Genomic DNA, 20,358 nt, shown 5'->3' with positions numbered 1-20,358 from the left:
CCTCACATAATCATATTAAATTTATCATTATTTTCATAAGCAAGTAAAGCTTTTATATGATTATTTGTGTCACTTGTTCAAAAACATTTTAAGTTTACTCTGTATATACATGTCTGATTTTAAAAAGAATTCTTTATACTGCTCTAAGGTAACATCATCTAAAAAAGACATGTCTTCTTTTTGATCAACCAAAACCCCTGGATCTTGAGAATAATCCCTTTCATTGACCAAATAATGGTCATTTAAAGTATTGATATTGCTGTGACCAGAGAACGCTGCCACTTTTTTAATATCACCATTAACGCTGTAAGAAAAGTTTGTTGCAGTATTGCGTAAACTATGCGGAGTTATCTTTCTTTCTTTGGGAATACCCATAACTCTACATACGCGATTCCACATATCCTGTATTGAATCAACTGTTAACTTATGAAATAACAGTTCATGCTCCCCATACTCTTGCTTCAACATCAGCAACTCTTCATAAAAAGCCGTGGAAATTCCAACTGGCCTAGCCTTTTTTTGCTTAGTTTTTTTAAAGTTGACGAGATAACATTGGTGCTTTTCTGAATAAGTAATATCATCCCACCCAACTCTAAGCACCTCTGACTTACGCCCTCCAGTACGTGCACTAAACAAAATAAACATCTTTTTCATTAATCTGTTCTGACGCTCAGTAACATACGCTGCCTCAGCAAATTCATCAGCTTCAGATATTCCTTCAAAAGACCCTGCTGGGTTCTTTTCTGTTGGAAGAGGTCTAAAATTAAATACAGATGCGTCACACTCATGTTCAGACTCAAGATACTTAATCATACTTTTCAGTGCGGCAATCTTATTGTTAATTGTTGAATTGGAGTTACTTTTATTTTTAGCCAAATGGGTTCGATAATCATACAGGTCACTCTTCTTGATCGCCAGGTCACTCTCAGTTAAGTATTCAATATCCTTGGCAGCATAGTGGTTGAAAAACTCTCTTACATGCCTTTCATACGTGGCTCTAGTATTAGACTTTTCAATTTCTCCAGTTTCTCGATCCCTGTTTCTTAAATCTAATTCATCAAACCACCTATTTATGTTGTTGAATATTGAATAATCCCTTAGTGTTGACGCTTTCTTTTGAGCTTCCATAATGACACCTCATATCATTTTTTTCATTAAGTATTGATCAAATTCTTTCCACGCAACAATCCATTCATTTTCACCTTGAATATTACTAAGCAGCATTATATTGGCGTTACAGATTTCCATTTGCTTTAACATGTCGTATTCTTTAAGAGCGTTAATTAAGATGTCTGTATTCATTTTATCACACCTAATTTATTTTTATCCTATAATAAAATTCAGTTTAGGACATTTACCCTTTCGTCCTTACAGACGTTTATAATTGGCATCCCCGTCAATTCCTCATAAAGTTCCTCTTCGAATCCAACCCATTCATCACTTGTCGCTTCTCTTCGTAAGAACTCATTATAAGCAACTGCTATCTCAGGCTGCTCTAGAAACTTTAAAACGATCATATGCTTTTTCCAAACTTTAGCCTTGTTTTCTTCTGTATAATATTTATTATTCATTTTATTTTTACTCCTCAAATACATTTTATAGAATTTTTTTGTTCTTTAATGAGGTTGTATTCTTTATGATTTTTTCTCATTGTAGTTACATTATTAGGTGTAAACACATCTGGATCCTCTAGGTGGAGATTGACTCGTGTGAAGTTCTTTAGTTGTTTTATGTATTGATATTGTCTTAATGATGTAATCTTCAACTCTTCCTTTTGAGTGGCACTGGTTGTTTCCATTGTTTCATCTCCCAACAACGTTCATCTTGTAACTTCATTATATATGTTGCTACAATAATATGCAATAATTTATTTTATTTTTATTCACGACAAATAACACATCCTCTATGTATGTGTTAAAATGTCTGCTGATTTGTCTTTAATCCTCATTAGGATACCTTTGCTTTATATTTTGATCTAATCATTTCTGCTTCATTTTCAAGATGATTATCTTCCTGGGAAATTTCTAAATTAATATCTCCCATTTCCATGTACCCTTTGGCCATTTCCTCATAAGAAAGTGCTTGCCCGAAATGCTTTTTCATTTTAATTCCCCCATGTTCTTGTTTTTTATATTATGAATTTCTGGAACATTCTCTTAAAATTAGAAAAGACGCCTGATCCAGTGGATCAAACGTCTAACCATTGATTATGTAGTATTCTGTTGTATTATTAAGCTCCCCGAATTGCACTTGCTACAGAGATCTCATCAGAAGCTGATGCCGTATTAACTGAATGTTGACCTGCAATGAATGAAATTGCTAATGCTGCTAAAATGGCTGTACCGAAAATAATTTTCTTCATTAAATTCACCTCCTTTCAAGTGCTAAATTCTAAATTAAATTTAACAGCTCCGGATCACAGCCTAATTTTTCGAGTTCTATTATTGTTAATTGGATAAAATATTTATCATCTGATTTTTTGAAATATGTTATTGATTTATAAAAATCAGATTTTTGTTTTGATATCAAACCTTTATAATAAAAATAAAATCCTAATTCGTTTTCATCTTGATCCCTATTTGATAAGCTTTCCAATAATTCGTTGGCCTTGTCGAGATTATTATTTTTTATGTAATAAAAAGCCCTAAGCTGCTGATATTTGATATCGTCTGATTCATAGTTAACCCATGGATTTTCCTTGTTCCATACATTAGCCAGGAAGCAAAGAGCACCATTTAGCATTTCTTTATGGGTATCATTATGAACATACTTCTTTGCCTCAATATACGCCAGCATAGCTTCTTCATAGTTTTCGAAAATTAGAGTGTTTCCTATTGTCAGATGCGCAAAAAAACATATTCGTTTCACATTGGACTGCATTATTGCAAAATTTGAATGTTTCCTCGCTTCGATTAAATTGTTTTCATTTAAGCTTATATTCGCTTGTAACATTGACACTCTACTTTTGTACGAATCTTTTATAAATCCTTCTGGCAAGCTTCTAAAATCTAAAAGTGTTAAAGTGCTTTTCATCAATCCAAACTCACCAATATTCAAGTATTTGTACATTAGCATTGCATCTGAGAAAAATGACATTTCTGGAGCTTTACATCTCCCACACTCTCTTATTGCTTCTGGTATTGAGATTTGGTTTTTATATAGCTTTCTATGTATGTTGTAGATGTTTCCCCATTCTTGACTTGTTGTGTTTTTTGAGTTACTTAAATTTAATATAATCTTGTCAGTTAACGAATCCCATTGATTTATATCAGAGTATTCAACAGATTGTCTAGCACATTTTTTGTTGGGATCCAATGTTAAGAAGTAATCACTTAGAAGCTGCTCTTCATTATCAGGAAACAAGTTTTTAACAATCTTAATTAAACCGCCTAAGTTGTCCATTTCTTTCTCTGGGGTGTTAATGAACTTGTAAAAACCATTAACCTTTTCGTATCCTGCCATTTTTGACAGTTTCGTTGCGAGTTGGTTGTCTTTTTCACATTCATTCTTAATCATCTGCTTAAGATTCATTGGTTACTCCACCCCTTCCCAACTAATGTTCCCTTGTTTATAATATACATTAGAGTTGTCAGAATTACAAGTATTTATTTTATTTTTATTCTAATTATTTTTTGAAGAATCCTTATCTGTTTAAAATTCGTATTTTATTTAAAACCTTCTCACAATAGCTTTACTGCAAGAAGGCATCTTACGATCAATTTACCTCGGCATAATTCACACCGTCTAGTTTCCCGAATTCAACCTTTTCGGGAAGTATACTGATACCACGCTTTTTCAAATCCATAGTTGTTATTACCCATCCCGTAAGGTCATTTGGCAATAAGCGAACCTCCGGCTTACCCTGGTCGTTTTCAATTGTTACTAAGGGAGTCATTTCAATAAAACCAGTTGATAGTACTTTATAGACATTTCCAACTTCAGAATCACTTTTCAGATTAGGAATTTCTAAATGTTTGATTTTCTTAATGTCTTTATAAACTTTTGCGCCTACCCCATTAACGATATATTCCACTTACCTCACCTCAGACTGTAAGATTTTCAATCCTTCTAGCAAACTCGCTATAATAGGAAATCAATTGTTGATTCAAATTGTCAGATGATTTAATACCCCGCAGTGCTGAATTCTTAGCATTATTAATTAAACTTTCCATTTCAGTAAGCATTACCTCTTTTGACTCAATAATGTTGATGTCATCTGGGTAATTTCCTGATTCTATATCTTTTAGTGCCTTTTCCATAAGAATTATGGCAATTCCAATATCATTTAAACCTTTTTCATTTAACTGATTAACCAGTAATTGTGCATTTGACATATTAACCACTCCATTCACTTTTGGCTATTTATACGAACAATTGAAAAATAGGTTTCGCTATTTCAAAAATTTTTTAAGTAATCTATTTGTTCGTTCTAGTTCTTGTACTATGTCGTACATATCTTTATTTGCGGAAACAGGAAGCTTTTTGTAAATGTTTAAATTGTGTCGATAGGTATCTTTAAACTCTCTTCCTTCTTTGTTTTTATATCGAATTATTACATCCACAATTGGATATTCATCGTTTGTTCTAATTTCATCGAAAGTTCCTGCTCTCACGTCTATTGTCTGATTGGGAGCAAGAGTTGCAATTCCATCTTTAATAATCCTAGTGTCTTTATTAAAGTCTCTAAATTCAAATTTTCCTGAAACTTCTTCAAACTCAAAGGTAACATCACAAGCTGGGGCAGAGCCGAAGTTTTTTACAATAAAATGAATTTTAAATTTTTTAACTTCAAGGTATGCAATTACATCGGGGCTTTGATTGCTTAATAGCTCCTCTTCAGCAATCTTTATCGATTTTAAGTCAGCTGCAAGAGACCTTTTAGCTATTATCACCGTAAAAATAGTCAGGATAAAAACCCCGAATGAACCTGAATTGTCAATAAACCATTTAAGAAAACTTTCCAAATGATGTAAGACATGTATTGTCATTAATATAGTTTCCTTTCAACTTATATCAGAATTTCTTTATTCTTCAAAGCCTCTTCCATTCAACATACTCAAATCGTTGCTGATAAAGGTCTTCAAGTATTGCGGCCCATTCAACCCAGCCGTCCGCAACAATGCTTTTCTTCTCCCCATCCTCAATCCATTCAATCCAGTACACCTGCACACCCCTTCACCTAGTAATAACTTCAATTTGTCTTATGGTAGAAGTGGCTTTAAACTCTGTATGCAGCTCGTTTGCGATCACTAAAGCTTCTGACATTGTAGTGAACTTAGAAGCGCCATGAAGCCCCTTAGATGTCTTATAACCACTTCCATCTAGTTTAAATGACTTGAAGTAATCATCATTTTCAAATTGAATTACAAAAAAGTTATCGATAACCGGCATAGCTAACTCCTCTTCAGCAGACCAGCAATTTTTATGGCCAGTGGCAGTAATCCAATCAGTATGTAAAACACCATGATATTTATTTTATTCTTAAAAAACAGCTCAATCATATTCTGCTCCATGCCTGGTGAAAATGAATCAATCAGTTCCTGCTTAAAATCTTCATCATAAACCTGATCAACAAATAATGCCTTAAATCCCGTTAGAAAGCCAACACCAAGCCAGAGTATTAAGAAATATGCTATTCCAATCAAATTAAAACCCTCCTTATATACATCGTCTGGTATTATAGTAGTGTTAAATACTTTGTGTAGGTGAAGTTTAATGGAAGAGAAAGATTTTGAGACTAATGGCTACGATGTAACGGTTGTGTATGATTATAAGGAGTATCCCGATGTTAAATATGGTCGCTGTGACAACTGTGATTGCGCTTTATTCAAGAGCTCAGTGAAAAGTGGTGTGTTTTTACGTGAGTGTCGTAGATGTGGTATGAAGAAGAGCATTTAAATGCTCTTTTTTATTTCACTGGATCCATGTAGCTTACATATACTTCAATTCCATCTTCAGTTTTATATTCTGCAATCCTGTCTGGATCAGCTTCAATCTTCTCTATTAGTCGTTTCGCATCCTTGTTCCTCCTTGCAGTATTGGAAACTACAATCCAAGACCAATAATTCCATTCAGAGATGCAAGACTTAATCTTTTCTGGTATCTTATGACCTATTGTGTAAACCTTGATCATTTATTCGTCTCCTCCTATAAAATAATGCTTGTTCTTGATCCCTTTGCCTCTGCAAAAAAAGTCTGCAACGTGATAAGGTTAACCAAATTACCTTAGGAGTGTTTGCATGCTAAAAGCTACAAAAATTCTCATTTCATTTATGGCGTTGTTACTAGCCGTGTATACTCTGTTTAATCAAAGTGGATTCCTGTTGATTTCTCTTCAGGTATTAGTTGCAGTTCTTTTTATCATAGTCGGGCTGGAATTACTTTCAAAGAAACAAAAGAGCTATGGATATATCTTCTTTGGAACATCCGCCTTTATACTTGCCGTGAACATTATTAAATTCATGATTTAAACCTCAGATGATAGTGCCTTTATGTATCTCAATCTCTTGTTGAATACATAGTCTTCCAGCCCATCTCAATTTATAATTTTTCTTATCTCATTATTTAATCCAATGAGCTGGTGGAACGCTTAGCACCTGATATTGTTCATCTAAGTAAGCATGTTTCCTCTCCCAATCACTTTTCTTCCATGCTTCTTGATTTGAGTATGATGTATCTTTTGGTTTTGGATAGTCTCCATTTACCCAACCATTTTCAATATGATTTAGTTTCGCTTCGCTGCCTTCATCATTGTATTTATACCAAACTGTAATCATTTTGACGGCCATAAGACATCCTCTCCTTTTAAAATCCTAGTTTTCTTTAGTTTTTCGTTACTCAGACAAATCGGCTAGATAATCAAAATAAGCTTCATCATTCATCGCTTCTACATCAGGGTCATCAATCAAGTCTTGTTCAAAAAGTTCAAATCTTGCATCTTCTACTAAGCTACTTAGTCCTTCTATATGCTGAGAGAAGAAACGGATTGTATTTTCATAACATATTTCTAACCTTTTTACCATCGCTTTAAATTCACCTTCATTTAGATTAATTTCATAATGCATTATTTGATTTCTTTTTTTATTTAAATAGTCAAGACTGCGTTTTAAGTAAGAACAGACATCCATATCACACAACAATTCCAACCTTTTAATTGCTTCAAAAATGCCAATTGTCTGCAATTTCGGCTTAACTTCAAACACATTACTCTTTCCATTTGAACGCATTTCTTCTTTAGCATTCATGTAGGCTTTAATATCAACAAATACTAAACACTCTGATCTCTGTTTAAGAAGGAATTTAAAAAGGATTTCATTTGCATGGTTCAAAGAAAGAATGGCATCTTTAACTCTATGCTCTACCCCTTCACAAAGAAAGTGAGTATTCTCTAGAGAATTATACGTAGCTTTTAAAGAGTCAACCCCATTTGCTTGTAAGCTTAATTTCATTGTACCCTCTCCTTTTAAGACTGGTTTCAATTCAACTTAATCAATCCTTGAGAACAGCTCGTTCATTACTCTGTCAGGATCAATACCATTACTATCTAGATTTTTACTTAGCTGCTCCAATAACAGGGAAATCTCATCTCGATTAAACTTAAATTCTTCCTTGTCTAAGTCTAATAACATTTCTAATGATTTCATAACTTTAACAATTTGGACTGGTGAAAGATTTAGTTCGACTTCCTGTTCCCTGTCAGTTGCAACAGGAACAGATAATAAAGAAGAAGGGACTTTTAAGCTTCTGCTTCCGAAAAGAATTCTTACCATTTGGCCGTTCAATTCGTAATACTTGCCTTCTAGTTTTCCTTGAGAACCTTTTTTTCTTATCAAGGCAGCCTTATCTGATGACCCATTATAATAATTATCATGTAGCATAACTACAGTACCAGCAGACAAATTTTGTTTTTCTTCATCAGAAAGTTCGCTTATTTTAACCCATTCTTTATCACTAGCCAATTAAAACCCACCTTAATTATATTTTTCAATGATTCTTGAAGCAGCGTCATTAAAAGCTGTTTCTGGACACTCAGAATTAAAAATATTTAATAACTTTTCTTCAGTGAATTCCCTTCTCATATCCGCGATCATTTGGTTTTCACAGTCATAAGAATTAAAACTTAAATGGGCTAAATCACTGAGCGAAGATGATTCTCCTTCTGGGATTGGCAATTCGATTTGCTGGGGATCATACATATAAAAACCACCGATGTATTTAAAGCTTTGGGATTTATCCATCCTTTGAATTGTCGAGTCGTCTAAGTTCAGCTCTGATATGAATCTATACATTATGCACTCTCCTTTATTAATTAAGATGAAAGAATGATTTTATTCAGTAACACCATTTTCATATTCAAGGTTGTATGTTGCTATTTCGTGTACTCCTATATCCCCTGCAAAGTTTCCACCCTCATGTTCCTGTTGTAAATAAACCTCTTTATCTTTTTCGAAGATTTCTCTTGCTTCATCTAATTCAGTTACTGCTTGCGATCCCATTCGATCTGTTACAGTAAAAACTAAGCACCGTTTTAGCTCGGTACCATCTTTAAGGACTACATCTGCCATGACGTACCCATTTGGCTTTAGTTCGCCAATTTCATTACGTCTTTTATCGATTGCCTCTTGGAGAACCACTGAAACAGTATTGTTATCGGACTTACTTAAAGCCATTTCTAATTCTTCGATTTCCTCAAGTAGCACTTGAATTTCCTCTCTCATTTTTCATCTCTCCTTTTTAATATACGCCCTATGAAACCCATAAAAATTTTTCATTGTTGCACCTTAAATCACCTAAAATGGTTACAGCATCGCCAATATCATACAAACAATTAAGGTATTCGTTTAAAGCATCTGCCCAGCTATCAAAATCAAATTCAGTGGATTCTTCACCATCTTCAATTGACTGTTTGATCCATTCAAAATTCTCAACAACTATTTTAAAGTCATCTAGAAAAAATTCATCAAGAGCATTATTGTTTCCTTTTTCAATTCGTCGTTCTTCTTTCCTGAGTATGTATTTCAATTCAGGAAGCACATTTTTTGCAACCTCATGTACAGCTTCATTTGTTTCTTTGTTTGTAAGGTATTGCTTGATATTAATTTGATTTCTCCATTTTGGCATTTCTATTTTCCCCTTTCATCTGTGGTTTTCACCTTCTAATTTTGTAAAAGAATGTGCTCTGTACGTCTTGCTGCTCTCCGCTCTTCTGTTTTCATTCAATTAGCCTTGATTATTTTTAACGGCCTTTATTTAGACAGGAAACCACTTCTGTAGAAGTCAATTTAATTTCATCAGCAAATACAATCAACTTCTCTAAATCGGCTTTATCAAAGAAATCGGGATCAGTATTCTTAAGAGTTTCATTTGCACTATTTAGCATTAAAAGTAATTGCCCAATTTCTTCAAATGGATTCAATTTATTTGGTTCAACTGGTGAAAAATCAGAGTTTGTTTTTTCCATATTTATCTCCTTATCAAGTTAAAAGTACGATTTTATGTGGACTCAGAAAATTTGAAAGTATTTACTGTTCTTGTAACTTTAGTATACCATGATCACTTTAAGTGATCAATATCTTTTTAATCTTTTTTGTAAATCAACAGCTCATGCAATTCAATGTCTAAATATGTACAGACTTTATCCAACAGATCCCTTGGGTACCGCTCCATTTCGTCATGATACAGCTTCCTGACTGTGTTAAAACCATGATTAATATCATTGGACAGCTTTCGAATACTGATATTCCTTTCGTCTAATATCGGTTTTAAATTTGATTTAATCAATTTAACTACCCCACATTCATTATGTATGATCACTTTAAATTATCATTATATCCATAAAAAAGGTCAAGGATATACCTTGACTATGTATTAAGCTTACCAATCAAATGAATCTTCATGTTCAAATCCATAAATACCTTTAATCCACACATCTCCGCAGCCTGGATTCTTTGTAATCTCTAACATATGATTACGATTTGCATCTCCCTCTACTCGATCTGCAGCAGTATAGTCGGCATAGTTCCCTACAAACTGCTTTTCACTACGTGGGAATACCCAGCCAGCAAGAGTTATCCTACTGATTTTCATATTTAGAGTACACCCTTCTGAATTGCTAATTGTGAATTTGTAGAAGAGCCAAGTGCGATCATAATTCCGATCAAAATAATCTGCCATTGAAAAACTCTCTGAATCCTCACTCATGTGAAAATTCACATTTTTGTAGTCTAATGTAAGCTTCGCCTCAGCACTTGGTGTCGTAAAGCACGACATGAAACCAGCGCAAATTAAAGTCAGAACGATTAATTTTTTCATTTTCCCCACCCCCTTCTTCCAAATTATACTACATTCGAAAAGGGGGCGGTCTATATTACGATGTCATCATTGAGATTTTTTTATTCTACTTCCTCTGCGCCATATTCAATAAAAGACTCAACATCTTCTTCATACTCAGCAATGGCTACTTCTTCCGTTAAACCTTCTTGCTGCATTCTTTCTTCAACACTTAATACTCTGCAAATCACTTCGTAATCTTCAAACGCTTCAAAGGCTTGCTGCCTGGCAATATTAATAGCCTCGTCATAACTATCAAAATCAAAAGCTTCTTCATCTCTTGTAATATCGTTAATTGAACCGCCCACACCATAGAAAAGTTTATATTTTGTCATGTTAACCGCTCCATTCGATAATTTTATTTTTATCTTGTAAATTAAATATACACCGAACACTTTAAATAGTCAATGTTTTATTTTATATTAATTTTCATTTTTTAAGCTCCTAATTTTTAACGCCTTCTGGATGTAATTAAAATAATTGCACCTTAATAACCTTCCAACTATATTTTTATACATTTGTCCTTACTGCTTCTTTTCCATGGTTAATATCGACACTTAGCCTAGAAAATGAAACTCCTTCTTTGTCTTTATTCTTCATGATATAGCTAGATATATATGTATCTATGAATATCTACTTGTATTTATAAGTATCTACATCTATATATCACGCGAATATACCTTATTAAGAACAAAAATATTTATTTTAGTTCATTTTTAAGAACAAATCTTCCATTTTTATGATATAATCATCACTGCTTATAGGCAGCCTTACTGCTTATTCGCCATATGGTATAGGAAAGAGGTTCTTTTAATGAATGTAAAACACTCTAATTGTTTCTTTGTTGTCAGGCTTTTTGCTGCTCTTTGTGTGTTGATTGGTCATGCTACAAGAGATCTTAACATCTCTGTCTTTGGCTATACCCCAGAGAGTAAAGCAATATTTCACACCGGCATATCAATTTTCTTTTTTCTAAGCGCATTTTTTCTTTTCACTTCCTATGAAAGATCCAAGCTTAAAGGGAATAATGTAACTGATTTTTATTGGAGCAGAATCATCAGAATCGCACCCGCTATATACACCTATGCTATCGTCTCCACCATCCTGTTAATTGTTCTAGGAGCTCTTTCATTAACAGTATTCACTACTAAAGAGTACTGGACATGGCTTCTTAGCAATTTTGTGTTATACCCTCAATACTTCCCTGACATATTCCATCACATTGGTACAGGTCGCCTTAACGATTCACTTTGGACAATTCCTGTTCAGATTAGCTTTTATCTGGTGTTACCCGCAATTTATTGGTTTTATAAACATTTCGGATTCCAAAAAATGATTCTTTGCTCTTTTGCTGTTGCCGCTTTCAGTGTGTTAGTCTCTTTCATAATTTTAAAGTTCGCGCCTGGCAGTGTGTTCGGTAACCTGTACTTACATTCTTTCCTGCCGCAGATGTTTTATTTCACTTTGGGCATCTTCTGGGCTAAGGCATGGAGCAAGTTACCGCAGCATATCGTTTTATTTTTCTGTTCTATAATTTTATTTTTATTCTTTAAATTTGACCTTCTACATCTCAGCTCAATAAACAACACATTATGGAGCTTTTTATGGTTCATTCCTTTGAGCTATGCAATCATTTGGTTCGGGTACAATGGGCCGAAGTTATTGTGGCAGCTGAACCGGTTAGATGATATCAGTATGGGGATTTTCATATGGCACATGGTGATCATCAACATCTTCTTATACACTGGAATTAATAAAACATTGTCTGATTACCCGCTGATCATAGTTCTAATTACTGTTACTTCTTCAGTTGCTTTTCTGTCATATAGATTAGTTGAAAGGCCAGCATTAAAATTACGCAAAAACAGTGAAAGCAATTTGAGTAATAAAACAATAAAAGCAAGTTAAAGGCTGTTTTATTTAGACAGCCTTTCCCTTATAGGATAATTTAAAAATATAGCTCTCTATATCTTCTCAATATGTAATCATTTATTTCATACTGCCACTCTACCTTAATTGAATAGCCTTTTATTTTAACGGGCTTATTCCATAGTAGCGACTCTCCAAACTTATCCTCAATCTTTCCTCCTTTCTCTAAACCATGATGGTTAAAGAAATTTAGAGTACAACAATCATAATTGTCTTTGGTATATCCAGAATCTACTTTCACCCAGTTTTCTGCTAATTCATAAAGCCATGCAGGGGCACTTAGATCAATATCAAACAATCTTTTTGCACAGGTAGATCCGTAAGGCTTTCCATCAATTTCAAACACTTTTTTATGCTTCTTGCCACAAGCAGTGCAGTTTTCGTTTCCTAAATAAACTTTGAACATTCGTCCTCATCACCCCATTATTTTGATACCTTATGCTAGTGTAGCTAAATTAATAATGGCTGCCTATTTATAAATTACATTCAAGTTAAAATGGTGTTTTTATTTAAAATAGGCTTTGGAATACTAACGTTTCATCCAATAACTTTGATATTTTCGCTTTCACATGATGGACAGTCTTCATCAAAGTCATCGCCATTCCATTTATATCCACACTCTTCACACGTGATAAGTAAGTTATCCATTGTTCATCTCTCCTTTTTAAAGGGTTATTGCATGCAGTTCTATTTCAACCCCTTTTTCATTTCTTGTAATTGATTGTACACTTGCTCTAATTCATCATCGTATAATTGAAACTCTTTTACATCTTCTTCTGAGTGTTTCACCTTAAAATCAATAGTAATCTCTCCGTTGGGGTCAGGGTTATTTATATTATAAAAAACTTCCGCTCCATCATCGTAGTCAAATTTAATCCATTTCTTCATGTTAATCACCTTTCTTTTAACATTCATTTTTTTATTAATCAATGTACCCAAGAGGAAGAGGTTCCAGAAAAAAAGATTGGTGAACTGCAATTACCTCCGAATCACTTTCTTCCTTTGATTTATCTATAATTTCAAGTACGACACTATCTAATGCACCTTTTGTTTTCTTGACTTCAATGTCCATTTGAGCACTCCTTTCATTGTTTATGATCTTTTTAATAAGTTGTTCTATTTAATCTCGGCTTCAATTTGTATAAACTCTCCCAGTGGCTCAACACATGCTACTTCGTACATGCAGTCGTCATAAGTATTGAGCAGCACAGTTGTATCCTCCTTTATTTCACCTTTCTTCAACATGGTTTGCAATGAATCAATCAATTGTTTTACCTTCATGGATTTATATTTCCCCTCTCTTTAACTACTCAGTTGCCTAACTAATTAATGGCTTAATCTCTTTTACATATTCAAAAAACTGCTGTTGACCTTCCAGTGCCAAACATTTAATGCCTACCAGTAAAGTCCCAATCTTATTATCTCCTATTTTCAACTAAGGTTGCGATACTTACTTTATAATCTACTGACGAAGCGTTCTTGTGATTTGCAACGTCGTCAATGTCCGCAAACATACCTACGCAACTCAAGTCATTAATCAACTCGATATTAACCAACGGTTCACGAAATGCCTTGATTCTATTTTTATACTTATAAACTTCGTTAACACCATTTTGTGCCCACATCACTAAGAGCAATAACTCTAATTCACGCATATAATTCCCCTTCCCTATTAAACTGCTGTTTTATCTTAAATATACGAACTAAGTTTTTAATCCTCTAATGGTCTACATACATACTCTATAGATAGATAAACATCCATATCCTTTTTGCATTCTGGACACGTAACAGTAAGTACGTCCATATTATTGTTGCAAGCGTCACGACCACTAAATACATAACCACAATATACGCATTGGCAATTGTCAACAGTTACGGTTTCCTCACTAAATAATTTATTTTTCCCCATCAATAATCTTCCTTTCTATAAAATCTTTAACCTTTTGCTTTCCAAACTTGCCAACCATTCGACTCTGCAAAGGGAGATTCCACTTTCTCCCAATCCCATTCAATACCTTCATAATTCTTTGCAGGTTTCTGCCCTATCTTAACAGCACAATAGTAATCTTCATTTATTACGAATACTGGTCTATCAGTTCTACCCGATTTATATTGACACTCTGCCATGTCGCTATTATCCCAACCAAATACCATAGCTAGCATTGTTTTCCCTGTGTATCTTTTCATTTATTTATGCCACCATTCTGTTTAAATTACTGTTTTATTCATCCTTAGAAAATTGTCTATTGAAAAGTTCAATCGCTCTATCATAGGTTGCTAATTGTGCGAGATGTTTGTCAATATTACTGCCATTTCCTTGCAAGCCATCCGATATATATAATTGCTGATTGTTTTTTAACTTTGATTCTAAATTATCTAACATGTTACGAATGCTTGAAATTTCATTCTCTAATCGCATTTTAGCCTGTTCTCTTTCTGCTTCAAGTATAACTAGGTTTGTATTTTCTTTCGTCATATCATTCTCTTTCATTCCAATCTCCCCGTTCTGTTTTGAATTGTTATTTTATTCAGATTTCGTAAAGGTAATAAAGCTACACTTTCCCCTGTTTGAATAAAGTATGCACGTTGCAAGAATACTGTAGTATGGTCATGTTTACCTTCCATGTATTCTTTTGCTTCCTTCTTCCTCCATGCGAAATAAGATTCACGATCATTCACATAAACTTTTCCACTTTTAACTTCTTCGATACAAGCCATAGCATTATCAGCAAACCATTTTCTTGTTTTTTGAATTGATTCATCTGTTAGTTGTACCCCATTAAATTTTGTCATACTACCATCACCATTCTGTTTAAAATATGCATTTCATTTTGTTTTAGTTATTTTATTTTCATCCTTAAAATATGTATACTCCACTGTTGTTTTAACTTGATTTAAGTATAGCATGACTATTTTAAATAATCAACAACTATTTTATTTTTATTATAAAAGTGCGTATTTTGTTATGATGTAAGCATGAGAAGCTTCGATGTATCCAGGATATAATAAGAAGCGTTATTTACCGTTTCATTGTAAGATTGTGCACCCTCAAAATTATTGATTACGTCTTTTTCTTCTGTCGTCATATCCTGATATTTCACTTTGCCATATGAAGGAGGAAGCCAATTTTTCTTTTGGCTGCCAAAGATATTAAATTTTTTTAGAATTTCCATATCTTTAAATTCGATGTGGCATGTTCCTTTTTTATAGAAAGTGACATAAAAGTACTTTAATTCTATTTTTTTCGTTTCGCCGTAATGCTCAGCCAGCTTTAAAGTTTCATCTATGTTAATGTCTTCTGTTAACCCATTGTCAAGGTAATTGAAAACTTTTTCGATATCTTTCAACTTTTCTAAGACCTTGTAGTCTGTTGGATTATACCGACCATCTAGCCAACTACAATACCCGTTTAGTGGAATAATTATTTTTTTATTAATTTTGTATGATTTATTTGTTTTCCATCCATTATATAAGTGCACATTTTTTGATGTTTCATCATAGTAATGCTTGTGGCTAAATTCTTCAAAAAGGTTAATTATTGTATCTTCCACGCCCTGCGTCATCTCTTTGCTCATCTGAATTCTCAATGTACAGATATTGAACAAAGAAAAGTCATAATCTTTTAATTCCTCAACGTGCTGCAAGTACTTTTGTTTCAGGTTGCTTGTGAAGAGCCCCATAAACTGATCATTGTTAAATAACGCATTCCAATACTTCGCCCTAATTTGTTTTATATATGTATTCTCTATGTCATTTTCTTCGGCATTCTTATCAATTTGTAGTCTCAGTATTGGAGTACTGTCATCATTGAAACTATGCAGCATTAATGGTTTTAAACTGTTATATTCATTGATTAATTTTAAACCTGCTTTTATCTCATAATTGAACTGTTCTACAATCCCTTTTATAAAGTCTGCATTCACTAACTGTGTTGCTTTATAATCGGCACTGATTTTATGGGACTCATCTTTTGTCAATTCTTCTATTAGAACGCTGCTATATTCCTGTTTTTCAATGCTTATGTAAATTAGTGCTGTTTCAACTTCTGTACTTCGCTCTGAACCCTGGAAACCGTTTTGAATGTATTCGACTTCTGCATTTATTTCTTCTAGTTTACGTATGAGAAATTTCCTGTCGTTTGAATACGGATTTTTTAATGTTTCGGCATTCAATAAGCAAACAATTTGACCTGATCTTTGTTGCCCCTCAATTAATTCAATTGCCTTTAATAAGTGTTTAACACCGCTGCTAAAAGGTGGATTCATAAAAATTAAATCGTATTTCTTGTAAGTGCTAAGCGTTAAAAAGTCATCTGCAATCACTCTGTACTCTTTTCCTTTGAGTATGTGTCTCAAGTTTTCATCTTGTTCAATTGTATCAATGTCATATTTCGAATTCCTTCTATAGTTGCTGGTGTTTTTAAATTGAGTGTAAATGGCTTCTACTAAGTTCCCTTTGCCTGCTGACGGCTCCAGAACAGAGTTTATGTACTTCCATTCTACTTTAGATGTCATTTTTCGGATTAACTGTGGTGGTGTTGGATAAAAATCCGGATTATCTTTAAGCATTTTGAGCTCCCCTTTTTAGGGAATGAGATGTTTTCCCATCCCCTCATTAGTTTATAGATTAGGCTTATATGTGTTGATTATTGGTTTGAATCTTTTTTTATTTAAGTAACCTAAAACCTCATCAAATTGTCTTTTGTCACAAGAGTGGTACTTACTATGAATTATTTTCACCCCACCTGGTGTAACCTCTACATTTTTCAATACTGTTTCGGGCAGCGAGTGCCAGCCTTTGAACATCAGCAATTCTGAATAGAAGTGTCTGTAATATAACTTTCTTTTATTTTCAGGCCGGTATGTCAACTTGACTGCATTATCATATTGGGCATATTTAGTTGGCTGGTAACTGTCATACGTTATTCTTTCAGTAATTAAAGATCCAAGATCAGATATGTAAAACAGAGTATATTTTTCACCTTTTTCAAAATCTGCATTTTTAAATTGTTCTTGAATGCTGTCAACTTCATGGAGAAATCTGTATAAAGAACTTTTTACTTTTTCTATATCTACTTGTTGGATAACATTTTTACTCAAATTTAAATTGTTTAATTTCAATTTTTCTTTGAGTGAAGTTTTATATTTGTCCCAGTCTTCATTATTCCAGGTTAGAAATATATTTAATTCTTCAATGACTGAGCTAGAAAGATCTTCTATTTTTCCCGCTTGATATTTTAACTCCTCTAATTCTCCTTCTTTTAACGCTTGTTTATGAGAAATTGACTTTTCAATTTTTGCATTGTCCACTAAACCAACATACCTTGCATAAGAATAGCCTTGAGCATCTACAATAAATTGCAATTTCCCATCGTAGTACACTCCTACGCCATATAAATTCCATTTAACTGTGTTCTTTTCTAAATCGTCCATATTGTAATAATCAATCATTGAGTTGATTCTATTGTCTTCCGTAAAGCTTCCACCGGTTTCCGCAAGAAAATCAAAATCATTTAAAAGCAAGTTAGAAAAGTTGTTTAAAGCTTCTTCAGTATTGAAATGCACTTCTTTTGTAATTTTTACGTTTTTAAGTCTGTAGTCACCTTTAGAAACCTCGTCTTTATACTGATCAAGTGTTTGATTTTTGTTTAAGTTGGCAAACTGTGCATCAATAACAAAATACTCTTGATCTTCGTTCAATTGTTTTACTACAATGCTGTTATAGATTTTTTCGACTTGTTTCTTTTCTTCTTGTTGTTGTCTCTTATATTCAGCATTTTTGAGTTCTTGATCTTTTAAATATTCCTGAAGTTCTTTTTCTTTCCTCGCTTTCTCGGCTTCTTCGAATTCTTCCATCTTTGAATCAAACAGTGCCATATCTTCTTTAGTTTCTTCTGTTTGTTCTGTCACTGTATATTCCCAATCTAATGAAACATGACCATAAAAGTTGTAGCTACCTGCGTAATCAGTATATGGATCTGCTGGGCTGTAGCAATGGCGATAATTTTTTAAAAGACTGTTGCAATAATCATAAATCGCAGTCAAATAAGCTGAGCCTTTTTCATAAGGACTTGATTTGATTTTGATGTTAATAGTGCTATGTAAATAGCTTCCCCCAGTAGTAACAGAGAATTTGCATTGTGGGAAACGTTGTCTCAGATGCTTTCTTATTTCCTTTGTCATTTCTTTTACTTCTTGTTCCTTATTTACTTCTAATTCACTCCATTGTGTTGCATCCCACAGACTCATTTTTATACCCTTAGCTTTCTTTTTGGTTTTAGTGATTTTTTTAGAAGATGAGATTTCTTGTTTAGAAACATCATTAGCGACCTGCATTGATTTTTCTGTCCGTTTGCTCCACCAGCATTTTTTGAATCCAGAGTATCGAAAACCGTTTGATTTAAGATGAGTTAAAACCTCTTGTTCTGGTTTACTATCAAAATAAAGTTCAATTCCGTTTAACTCTTCGTTAATTCTTAAAACAGCTGTCATTTTCAACCTCTCCATTCTTTATAATAATTTTATTTTTATTCTAAATGTATGTAATCCTTTGACTTGATTTAATTTTAACATGATCACTTTAAATATTCAATACTTATTTTATTTTTATTCTAAAAAAAGAAAAACATATTATCGAGGTTCAGCTTGCTGAAACGAGACGGCCGTAAAGGCACTTTCTTTACGGACGAATTTATTATTTTTTATTTAATTATTACCCCTCTTCCCCTTTAAGGGACACACCCCTCAAACCCTTGGGACAGTTGACTTTTTTTTATGATTTATTGCTTTATTTGCAATAAGGGTTATAAATCATTATTTAACCAATCAATAAACATTGACCTCATTCTTCTTGATGGAATGTAAATTGAAATCGAATCATTATTTCTAATGCTGCTTCTCCATATCCATTGAATCATTTCTGAAAGGGCAAAATAAGTCTCATCAACTTTAACACCCTTAGAGCTAAAATATTCAACTAATAATGGATTACAATAACGGTTAATAGCATAAACCAGTGTATTTTTATGACTATGTTCATTTGTAGACCGGATATTACATGGTATGAACCCCTTAGTATATCCCTTACCTGAAAGCCTTGGTTTATAATCAATAAACGTTGTCCACATATTAAAGTTTGATTTAGACTTACATATGTTCTGAAAATAATTCAGGATATTATTCTGCAGTCGTTTATGTAAAACCCTCTTATTTCTGTACCATCCTTTTGATAAAGAGTATTTGTCTTCACCGATTTTGTTAAGATCACCATCATATACATTTATATTGATTTTAATTTTATCCTTAATGTGCTTATCTGCTGCTGAATCATAGGGCACACACTTATATTTTCCCTTATCTTTTTTAATCATATATTTCTCATAAGGAATATTGTTTAAATCATAATAATACTTCTGTAACTGTCCATCGAACAGATATGTTAAGTTGTATACCTCTTTAAACAATTTGAATATGTCAGCAGGAAAGTTCCAAAGTATAACTGATTCATTATGTAAAATTAGGTTGTTATTCAGTGCAAGCTGTTTCAAGTGTTTAAACTCACCATCATATTCCCTTTGCATGTTCTTTTCTTGTTCCATGTTCCAGATTATTCGGTCGTCTTTGTTAATTATCCAGTTATTTTTAAATAACATATCCAGGTCATCTGCAGATATGTTTAACTGCTTTACAACCTCTATTGCTTCATCCAGTATCAAAGTATAATTCCCTGAGTAGATCAGTTCTTTTGTTGTCTCATTTGCCATCTTAAAGAGTGCGTGTGTAGTTGCTATATTCTTATTATCTGAAAGGTGCTTATGTAATGAATCCAGCTTATAAAATGTTTCTCCGTTAACGCTGTGTATTTTAGGCTCAATAAACTTCTTATCTGGACACGCTTCCTTGATCCTCTTTACCTCATCAAGATAAGGTGTAATAAAAATAAACTTATCGCCTGTGGGTGCTTCATTCATTTTTTGTATCATGTAACTTGTCTTACCTGATCCCATTATTGAATCAATTATTTTAATTTTATTCATAATATATACAGAATTCCCCCTTTAATATTAAAAATAAAGGAACGGATAAATGTTTTACCGCTCCT

38 protein-coding genes are annotated in these 20,358 nt (G+C 33.2%); 2 read left to right on the top strand and 36 right to left on the bottom strand.

Translation table 11 applies throughout. The features are described from left to right. Positions 1-69 precede the first annotated feature (69 nt). The 13 genes from AUL54_RS20140 to AUL54_RS20100 form a co-directional block, all read right to left on the bottom strand. Positions 70-1,128, bottom strand: coding sequence for a tyrosine-type recombinase/integrase (locus AUL54_RS20140; protein ID WP_060964997.1), 1,059 nt, complete (start codon positions 1,126-1,128; stop codon positions 70-72). Positions 1,129-1,137: 9 nt separating this feature from the next. Next, positions 1,138-1,302 (bottom strand): hypothetical protein, encoded by a 165-nt coding sequence (locus AUL54_RS21570; protein WP_021493556.1) that lies wholly within the window; start codon positions 1,300-1,302, stop codon positions 1,138-1,140. Between the two features lie 38 nt (positions 1,303-1,340). After that, on the bottom strand, positions 1,341-1,571 hold the full coding sequence (locus AUL54_RS20135; protein ID WP_014471999.1) for a hypothetical protein: 231 nt from the start codon (positions 1,569-1,571) through the stop codon (positions 1,341-1,343). Between the two features lie 14 nt (positions 1,572-1,585). After that, complete coding sequence (locus AUL54_RS20130; protein ID WP_014472000.1) at positions 1,586-1,798, bottom strand: hypothetical protein; 213 nt, start codon at positions 1,796-1,798, stop codon at positions 1,586-1,588. 149 nt (positions 1,799-1,947) lie between these two features. After that, entirely contained in the window at positions 1,948-2,103 is a 156-nt protein-coding gene (locus AUL54_RS21565; protein WP_185715957.1) for a hypothetical protein, read from the bottom strand. A gap of 127 nt (positions 2,104-2,230) precedes the next feature. Continuing rightward, a complete protein-coding gene (locus tag AUL54_RS21315; RefSeq protein WP_014472002.1) occupies positions 2,231-2,362 on the bottom strand; it encodes a lysogeny pheromone AimP family peptide in 132 nt (43 codons plus the stop codon). A gap of 29 nt (positions 2,363-2,391) precedes the next feature. Next, positions 2,392-3,531, bottom strand: coding sequence for an AimR family lysis-lysogeny pheromone receptor (locus AUL54_RS20125; protein WP_060964996.1), 1,140 nt, complete (start codon positions 3,529-3,531; stop codon positions 2,392-2,394). A 184-nt stretch (positions 3,532-3,715) separates the two neighbouring features. Next, the gene (locus AUL54_RS20120) at positions 3,716-4,033 is read right to left on the bottom strand and encodes a hypothetical protein (protein WP_060964995.1); all 318 of its coding nucleotides are present in this window, start codon (positions 4,031-4,033) and stop codon (positions 3,716-3,718) included. A gap of 10 nt (positions 4,034-4,043) precedes the next feature. Continuing rightward, entirely contained in the window at positions 4,044-4,334 is a 291-nt protein-coding gene (locus tag AUL54_RS20115; RefSeq protein ID WP_060964994.1) for a hypothetical protein, read from the bottom strand. Positions 4,335-4,391: 57 nt separating this feature from the next. Further along, the gene (locus AUL54_RS20110) at positions 4,392-4,988 is read right to left on the bottom strand and encodes a COG1361 family protein (RefSeq protein ID WP_060964993.1); all 597 of its coding nucleotides are present in this window, start codon (positions 4,986-4,988) and stop codon (positions 4,392-4,394) included. A 43-nt stretch (positions 4,989-5,031) separates the two neighbouring features. Next, entirely contained in the window at positions 5,032-5,163 is a 132-nt protein-coding gene (locus AUL54_RS21310; RefSeq protein ID WP_014417905.1) for a hypothetical protein, read from the bottom strand. Positions 5,164-5,175: 12 nt separating this feature from the next. Beyond that, on the bottom strand, positions 5,176-5,391 hold the full coding sequence (locus AUL54_RS20105; protein WP_060964992.1) for a hypothetical protein: 216 nt from the start codon (positions 5,389-5,391) through the stop codon (positions 5,176-5,178). Positions 5,392-5,393: 2 nt separating this feature from the next. Beyond that, the gene (locus AUL54_RS20100) at positions 5,394-5,645 is read right to left on the bottom strand and encodes a hypothetical protein (RefSeq protein ID WP_060964991.1); all 252 of its coding nucleotides are present in this window, start codon (positions 5,643-5,645) and stop codon (positions 5,394-5,396) included. A 70-nt stretch (positions 5,646-5,715) separates the two neighbouring features. Between AUL54_RS20100 and AUL54_RS20095 the strand changes: the two genes are divergently transcribed. Further along, entirely contained in the window at positions 5,716-5,898 is a 183-nt protein-coding gene (locus AUL54_RS20095) for a DUF8096 family protein (RefSeq protein ID WP_060964990.1), read from the top strand. 10 nt (positions 5,899-5,908) lie between these two features. Here the strand turns inward: AUL54_RS20095 and AUL54_RS20090 are convergent, their stop codons facing one another. From AUL54_RS20090 to AUL54_RS20035, 11 genes are all read right to left on the bottom strand, one after another. Beyond that, positions 5,909-6,133, bottom strand: coding sequence for a hypothetical protein (locus tag AUL54_RS20090; protein WP_060964989.1), 225 nt, complete (start codon positions 6,131-6,133; stop codon positions 5,909-5,911). Between the two features lie 427 nt (positions 6,134-6,560). After that, entirely contained in the window at positions 6,561-6,788 is a 228-nt protein-coding gene (locus tag AUL54_RS20080; protein WP_060964987.1) for a hypothetical protein, read from the bottom strand. A 45-nt stretch (positions 6,789-6,833) separates the two neighbouring features. Next, positions 6,834-7,448: a hypothetical protein gene (locus AUL54_RS20075; protein ID WP_060964986.1), complete on the bottom strand. Its 615-nt coding sequence runs from the start codon at positions 7,446-7,448 to the stop codon at positions 6,834-6,836. A gap of 36 nt (positions 7,449-7,484) precedes the next feature. Further along, complete coding sequence (locus AUL54_RS20070) at positions 7,485-7,958, bottom strand: hypothetical protein (RefSeq protein ID WP_060964985.1); 474 nt, start codon at positions 7,956-7,958, stop codon at positions 7,485-7,487. A gap of 12 nt (positions 7,959-7,970) precedes the next feature. Further along, complete coding sequence (locus AUL54_RS20065) at positions 7,971-8,288, bottom strand: hypothetical protein (protein WP_060964984.1); 318 nt, start codon at positions 8,286-8,288, stop codon at positions 7,971-7,973. Positions 8,289-8,327: 39 nt separating this feature from the next. Further along, entirely contained in the window at positions 8,328-8,717 is a 390-nt protein-coding gene (locus AUL54_RS20060; RefSeq protein ID WP_060964983.1) for a hypothetical protein, read from the bottom strand. Positions 8,718-8,745: 28 nt separating this feature from the next. Beyond that, the gene (locus tag AUL54_RS20055; protein WP_060964982.1) at positions 8,746-9,120 is read right to left on the bottom strand and encodes a hypothetical protein; all 375 of its coding nucleotides are present in this window, start codon (positions 9,118-9,120) and stop codon (positions 8,746-8,748) included. A 115-nt stretch (positions 9,121-9,235) separates the two neighbouring features. Then, the gene (locus AUL54_RS20050) at positions 9,236-9,460 is read right to left on the bottom strand and encodes a hypothetical protein (RefSeq protein WP_060964981.1); all 225 of its coding nucleotides are present in this window, start codon (positions 9,458-9,460) and stop codon (positions 9,236-9,238) included. A gap of 116 nt (positions 9,461-9,576) precedes the next feature. After that, positions 9,577-9,780, bottom strand: a complete 204-nt coding sequence (locus AUL54_RS20045; protein ID WP_060964980.1) for a helix-turn-helix domain-containing protein — start codon at positions 9,778-9,780, stop codon at positions 9,577-9,579. Between the two features lie 93 nt (positions 9,781-9,873). Continuing rightward, on the bottom strand, positions 9,874-10,311 hold the full coding sequence (locus AUL54_RS20040) for a hypothetical protein (protein WP_060964979.1): 438 nt from the start codon (positions 10,309-10,311) through the stop codon (positions 9,874-9,876). Between the two features lie 80 nt (positions 10,312-10,391). Further along, on the bottom strand, positions 10,392-10,664 hold the full coding sequence (locus AUL54_RS20035) for a hypothetical protein (protein WP_060964978.1): 273 nt from the start codon (positions 10,662-10,664) through the stop codon (positions 10,392-10,394). Positions 10,665-11,142: 478 nt separating this feature from the next. On the opposite strand from AUL54_RS20035, the gene AUL54_RS20030 reads away from it, so the two are divergent. Further along, complete coding sequence (locus AUL54_RS20030; protein ID WP_060964977.1) at positions 11,143-12,237, top strand: acyltransferase family protein; 1,095 nt, start codon at positions 11,143-11,145, stop codon at positions 12,235-12,237. A 40-nt stretch (positions 12,238-12,277) separates the two neighbouring features. Here the strand turns inward: AUL54_RS20030 and AUL54_RS20025 are convergent, their stop codons facing one another. The 12 genes from AUL54_RS20025 to AUL54_RS19985 all read right to left on the bottom strand — a co-directional run bounded on the left by AUL54_RS20025 (position 12,278) and on the right by AUL54_RS19985 (position 20,293). After that, on the bottom strand, positions 12,278-12,664 hold the full coding sequence (locus tag AUL54_RS20025) for a hypothetical protein (RefSeq protein WP_053574279.1): 387 nt from the start codon (positions 12,662-12,664) through the stop codon (positions 12,278-12,280). 131 nt (positions 12,665-12,795) lie between these two features. Next, positions 12,796-12,906 (bottom strand): hydrogenase maturation nickel metallochaperone HypA, encoded by a 111-nt coding sequence (locus tag AUL54_RS21770; RefSeq protein ID WP_220151930.1) that lies wholly within the window; start codon positions 12,904-12,906, stop codon positions 12,796-12,798. 39 nt (positions 12,907-12,945) lie between these two features. Further along, positions 12,946-13,146 (bottom strand): hypothetical protein, encoded by a 201-nt coding sequence (locus tag AUL54_RS20020; protein WP_060964976.1) that lies wholly within the window; start codon positions 13,144-13,146, stop codon positions 12,946-12,948. Between the two features lie 34 nt (positions 13,147-13,180). Beyond that, positions 13,181-13,330, bottom strand: coding sequence for a hypothetical protein (locus AUL54_RS21385; protein ID WP_158509237.1), 150 nt, complete (start codon positions 13,328-13,330; stop codon positions 13,181-13,183). 44 nt (positions 13,331-13,374) lie between these two features. Next, positions 13,375-13,539, bottom strand: coding sequence for a hypothetical protein (locus AUL54_RS21560; protein ID WP_201025253.1), 165 nt, complete (start codon positions 13,537-13,539; stop codon positions 13,375-13,377). Positions 13,540-13,676: 137 nt separating this feature from the next. Then, positions 13,677-13,913, bottom strand: a complete 237-nt coding sequence (locus tag AUL54_RS20015) for a hypothetical protein (protein WP_060964975.1) — start codon at positions 13,911-13,913, stop codon at positions 13,677-13,679. Positions 13,914-14,193: 280 nt separating this feature from the next. After that, the gene (locus tag AUL54_RS20010) at positions 14,194-14,445 is read right to left on the bottom strand and encodes a hypothetical protein (protein ID WP_060964974.1); all 252 of its coding nucleotides are present in this window, start codon (positions 14,443-14,445) and stop codon (positions 14,194-14,196) included. A 34-nt stretch (positions 14,446-14,479) separates the two neighbouring features. Then, complete coding sequence (locus tag AUL54_RS20005) at positions 14,480-14,749, bottom strand: hypothetical protein (protein ID WP_060964973.1); 270 nt, start codon at positions 14,747-14,749, stop codon at positions 14,480-14,482. Further along, on the bottom strand, positions 14,746-15,051 hold the full coding sequence (locus AUL54_RS20000; RefSeq protein ID WP_060964972.1) for a hypothetical protein: 306 nt from the start codon (positions 15,049-15,051) through the stop codon (positions 14,746-14,748). The genes AUL54_RS20005 and AUL54_RS20000 overlap by 4 nt, the downstream gene beginning before the upstream one ends. A gap of 170 nt (positions 15,052-15,221) precedes the next feature. Further along, positions 15,222-16,826, bottom strand: coding sequence for a DNA N-6-adenine-methyltransferase (locus AUL54_RS19995; RefSeq protein WP_060964971.1), 1,605 nt, complete (start codon positions 16,824-16,826; stop codon positions 15,222-15,224). Between the two features lie 51 nt (positions 16,827-16,877). After that, positions 16,878-18,749: an LPD29 domain-containing protein gene (locus AUL54_RS19990; protein WP_060964970.1), complete on the bottom strand. Its 1,872-nt coding sequence runs from the start codon at positions 18,747-18,749 to the stop codon at positions 16,878-16,880. 311 nt (positions 18,750-19,060) lie between these two features. After that, positions 19,061-20,293 carry a hypothetical protein gene (locus tag AUL54_RS19985; protein WP_060964969.1) on the bottom strand — a complete coding sequence of 411 codons (1,233 nt, stop codon included), beginning with the start codon at positions 20,291-20,293 and terminating at the stop codon, positions 19,061-19,063. Between the last annotated feature and the right edge of the window lie 65 nt (positions 20,294-20,358).

Source organism: Bacillus sp. SDLI1 (genome assembly GCF_001553895.1).
Classification (GTDB): Bacteria; Bacillota; Bacilli; order Bacillales; family Bacillaceae; genus Bacillus; species Bacillus siamensis.
The sequence above is the reverse complement of the archived record's forward strand: the minus strand, read 5'-3'. Positions and strand labels throughout refer to the sequence as shown.

Coding starts and splice junctions, on each gene's coding strand:
- AUL54_RS20035 (WP_060964978.1), bottom strand. CDS start 10,664: ATGACAAAATATAAACTTTTCTATGGTGTGGGCGGTTCAATTAACGAT.
- AUL54_RS20060 (WP_060964983.1), bottom strand. CDS start 8,717: ATGAGAGAGGAAATTCAAGTGCTACTTGAGGAAATCGAAGAATTAGAA.
- AUL54_RS20140 (WP_060964997.1), bottom strand. CDS start 1,128: ATGGAAGCTCAAAAGAAAGCGTCAACACTAAGGGATTATTCAATATTC.
- AUL54_RS20055 (WP_060964982.1), bottom strand. CDS start 9,120: ATGCCAAAATGGAGAAATCAAATTAATATCAAGCAATACCTTACAAAC.
- AUL54_RS19985 (WP_060964969.1), bottom strand. CDS start 20,293: ATGAATAAAATTAAAATAATTGATTCAATAATGGGATCAGGTAAGACA.
- AUL54_RS20115 (WP_060964994.1), bottom strand. CDS start 4,334: ATGTCAAATGCACAATTACTGGTTAATCAGTTAAATGAAAAAGGTTTA.
- AUL54_RS20125 (WP_060964996.1), bottom strand. CDS start 3,531: ATGAATCTTAAGCAGATGATTAAGAATGAATGTGAAAAAGACAACCAA.
- AUL54_RS19995 (WP_060964971.1), bottom strand. CDS start 16,826: ATGCTTAAAGATAATCCGGATTTTTATCCAACACCACCACAGTTAATC.
- AUL54_RS20000 (WP_060964972.1), bottom strand. CDS start 15,051: ATGACAAAATTTAATGGGGTACAACTAACAGATGAATCAATTCAAAAA.
- AUL54_RS20010 (WP_060964974.1), bottom strand. CDS start 14,445: ATGAAAAGATACACAGGGAAAACAATGCTAGCTATGGTATTTGGTTGG.
- AUL54_RS20105 (WP_060964992.1), bottom strand. CDS start 5,391: ATGCCGGTTATCGATAACTTTTTTGTAATTCAATTTGAAAATGATGAT.
- AUL54_RS21385 (WP_158509237.1), bottom strand. CDS start 13,330: ATGGACATTGAAGTCAAGAAAACAAAAGGTGCATTAGATAGTGTCGTA.
- AUL54_RS20110 (WP_060964993.1), bottom strand. CDS start 4,988: ATGACAATACATGTCTTACATCATTTGGAAAGTTTTCTTAAATGGTTT.
- AUL54_RS20130 (WP_014472000.1), bottom strand. CDS start 1,798: ATGGAAACAACCAGTGCCACTCAAAAGGAAGAGTTGAAGATTACATCA.
- AUL54_RS21770 (WP_220151930.1), bottom strand. CDS start 12,906: ATGGATAACTTACTTATCACGTGTGAAGAGTGTGGATATAAATGGAAT.
- AUL54_RS20025 (WP_053574279.1), bottom strand. CDS start 12,664: ATGTTCAAAGTTTATTTAGGAAACGAAAACTGCACTGCTTGTGGCAAG.
- AUL54_RS21560 (WP_201025253.1), bottom strand. CDS start 13,539: ATGAAGGTAAAACAATTGATTGATTCATTGCAAACCATGTTGAAGAAA.
- AUL54_RS20020 (WP_060964976.1), bottom strand. CDS start 13,146: ATGAAGAAATGGATTAAATTTGACTACGATGATGGAGCGGAAGTTTTT.
- AUL54_RS20080 (WP_060964987.1), bottom strand. CDS start 6,788: ATGGCCGTCAAAATGATTACAGTTTGGTATAAATACAATGATGAAGGC.
- AUL54_RS20135 (WP_014471999.1), bottom strand. CDS start 1,571: ATGAATAATAAATATTATACAGAAGAAAACAAGGCTAAAGTTTGGAAA.
- AUL54_RS20090 (WP_060964989.1), bottom strand. CDS start 6,133: ATGATCAAGGTTTACACAATAGGTCATAAGATACCAGAAAAGATTAAG.
- AUL54_RS20030 (WP_060964977.1), top strand. CDS start 11,143: ATGAATGTAAAACACTCTAATTGTTTCTTTGTTGTCAGGCTTTTTGCT.
- AUL54_RS21315 (WP_014472002.1), bottom strand. CDS start 2,362: ATGAAGAAAATTATTTTCGGTACAGCCATTTTAGCAGCATTAGCAATT.
- AUL54_RS21570 (WP_021493556.1), bottom strand. CDS start 1,302: ATGAATACAGACATCTTAATTAACGCTCTTAAAGAATACGACATGTTA.
- AUL54_RS19990 (WP_060964970.1), bottom strand. CDS start 18,749: ATGACAGCTGTTTTAAGAATTAACGAAGAGTTAAACGGAATTGAACTT.
- AUL54_RS20015 (WP_060964975.1), bottom strand. CDS start 13,913: ATGCGTGAATTAGAGTTATTGCTCTTAGTGATGTGGGCACAAAATGGT.
- AUL54_RS21565 (WP_185715957.1), bottom strand. CDS start 2,103: ATGAAAAAGCATTTCGGGCAAGCACTTTCTTATGAGGAAATGGCCAAA.
- AUL54_RS20075 (WP_060964986.1), bottom strand. CDS start 7,448: ATGAAATTAAGCTTACAAGCAAATGGGGTTGACTCTTTAAAAGCTACG.
- AUL54_RS20005 (WP_060964973.1), bottom strand. CDS start 14,749: ATGAAAGAGAATGATATGACGAAAGAAAATACAAACCTAGTTATACTT.
- AUL54_RS20065 (WP_060964984.1), bottom strand. CDS start 8,288: ATGTATAGATTCATATCAGAGCTGAACTTAGACGACTCGACAATTCAA.
- AUL54_RS20095 (WP_060964990.1), top strand. CDS start 5,716: ATGGAAGAGAAAGATTTTGAGACTAATGGCTACGATGTAACGGTTGTG.
- AUL54_RS20040 (WP_060964979.1), bottom strand. CDS start 10,311: ATGAAAAAATTAATCGTTCTGACTTTAATTTGCGCTGGTTTCATGTCG.
- AUL54_RS20050 (WP_060964981.1), bottom strand. CDS start 9,460: ATGGAAAAAACAAACTCTGATTTTTCACCAGTTGAACCAAATAAATTG.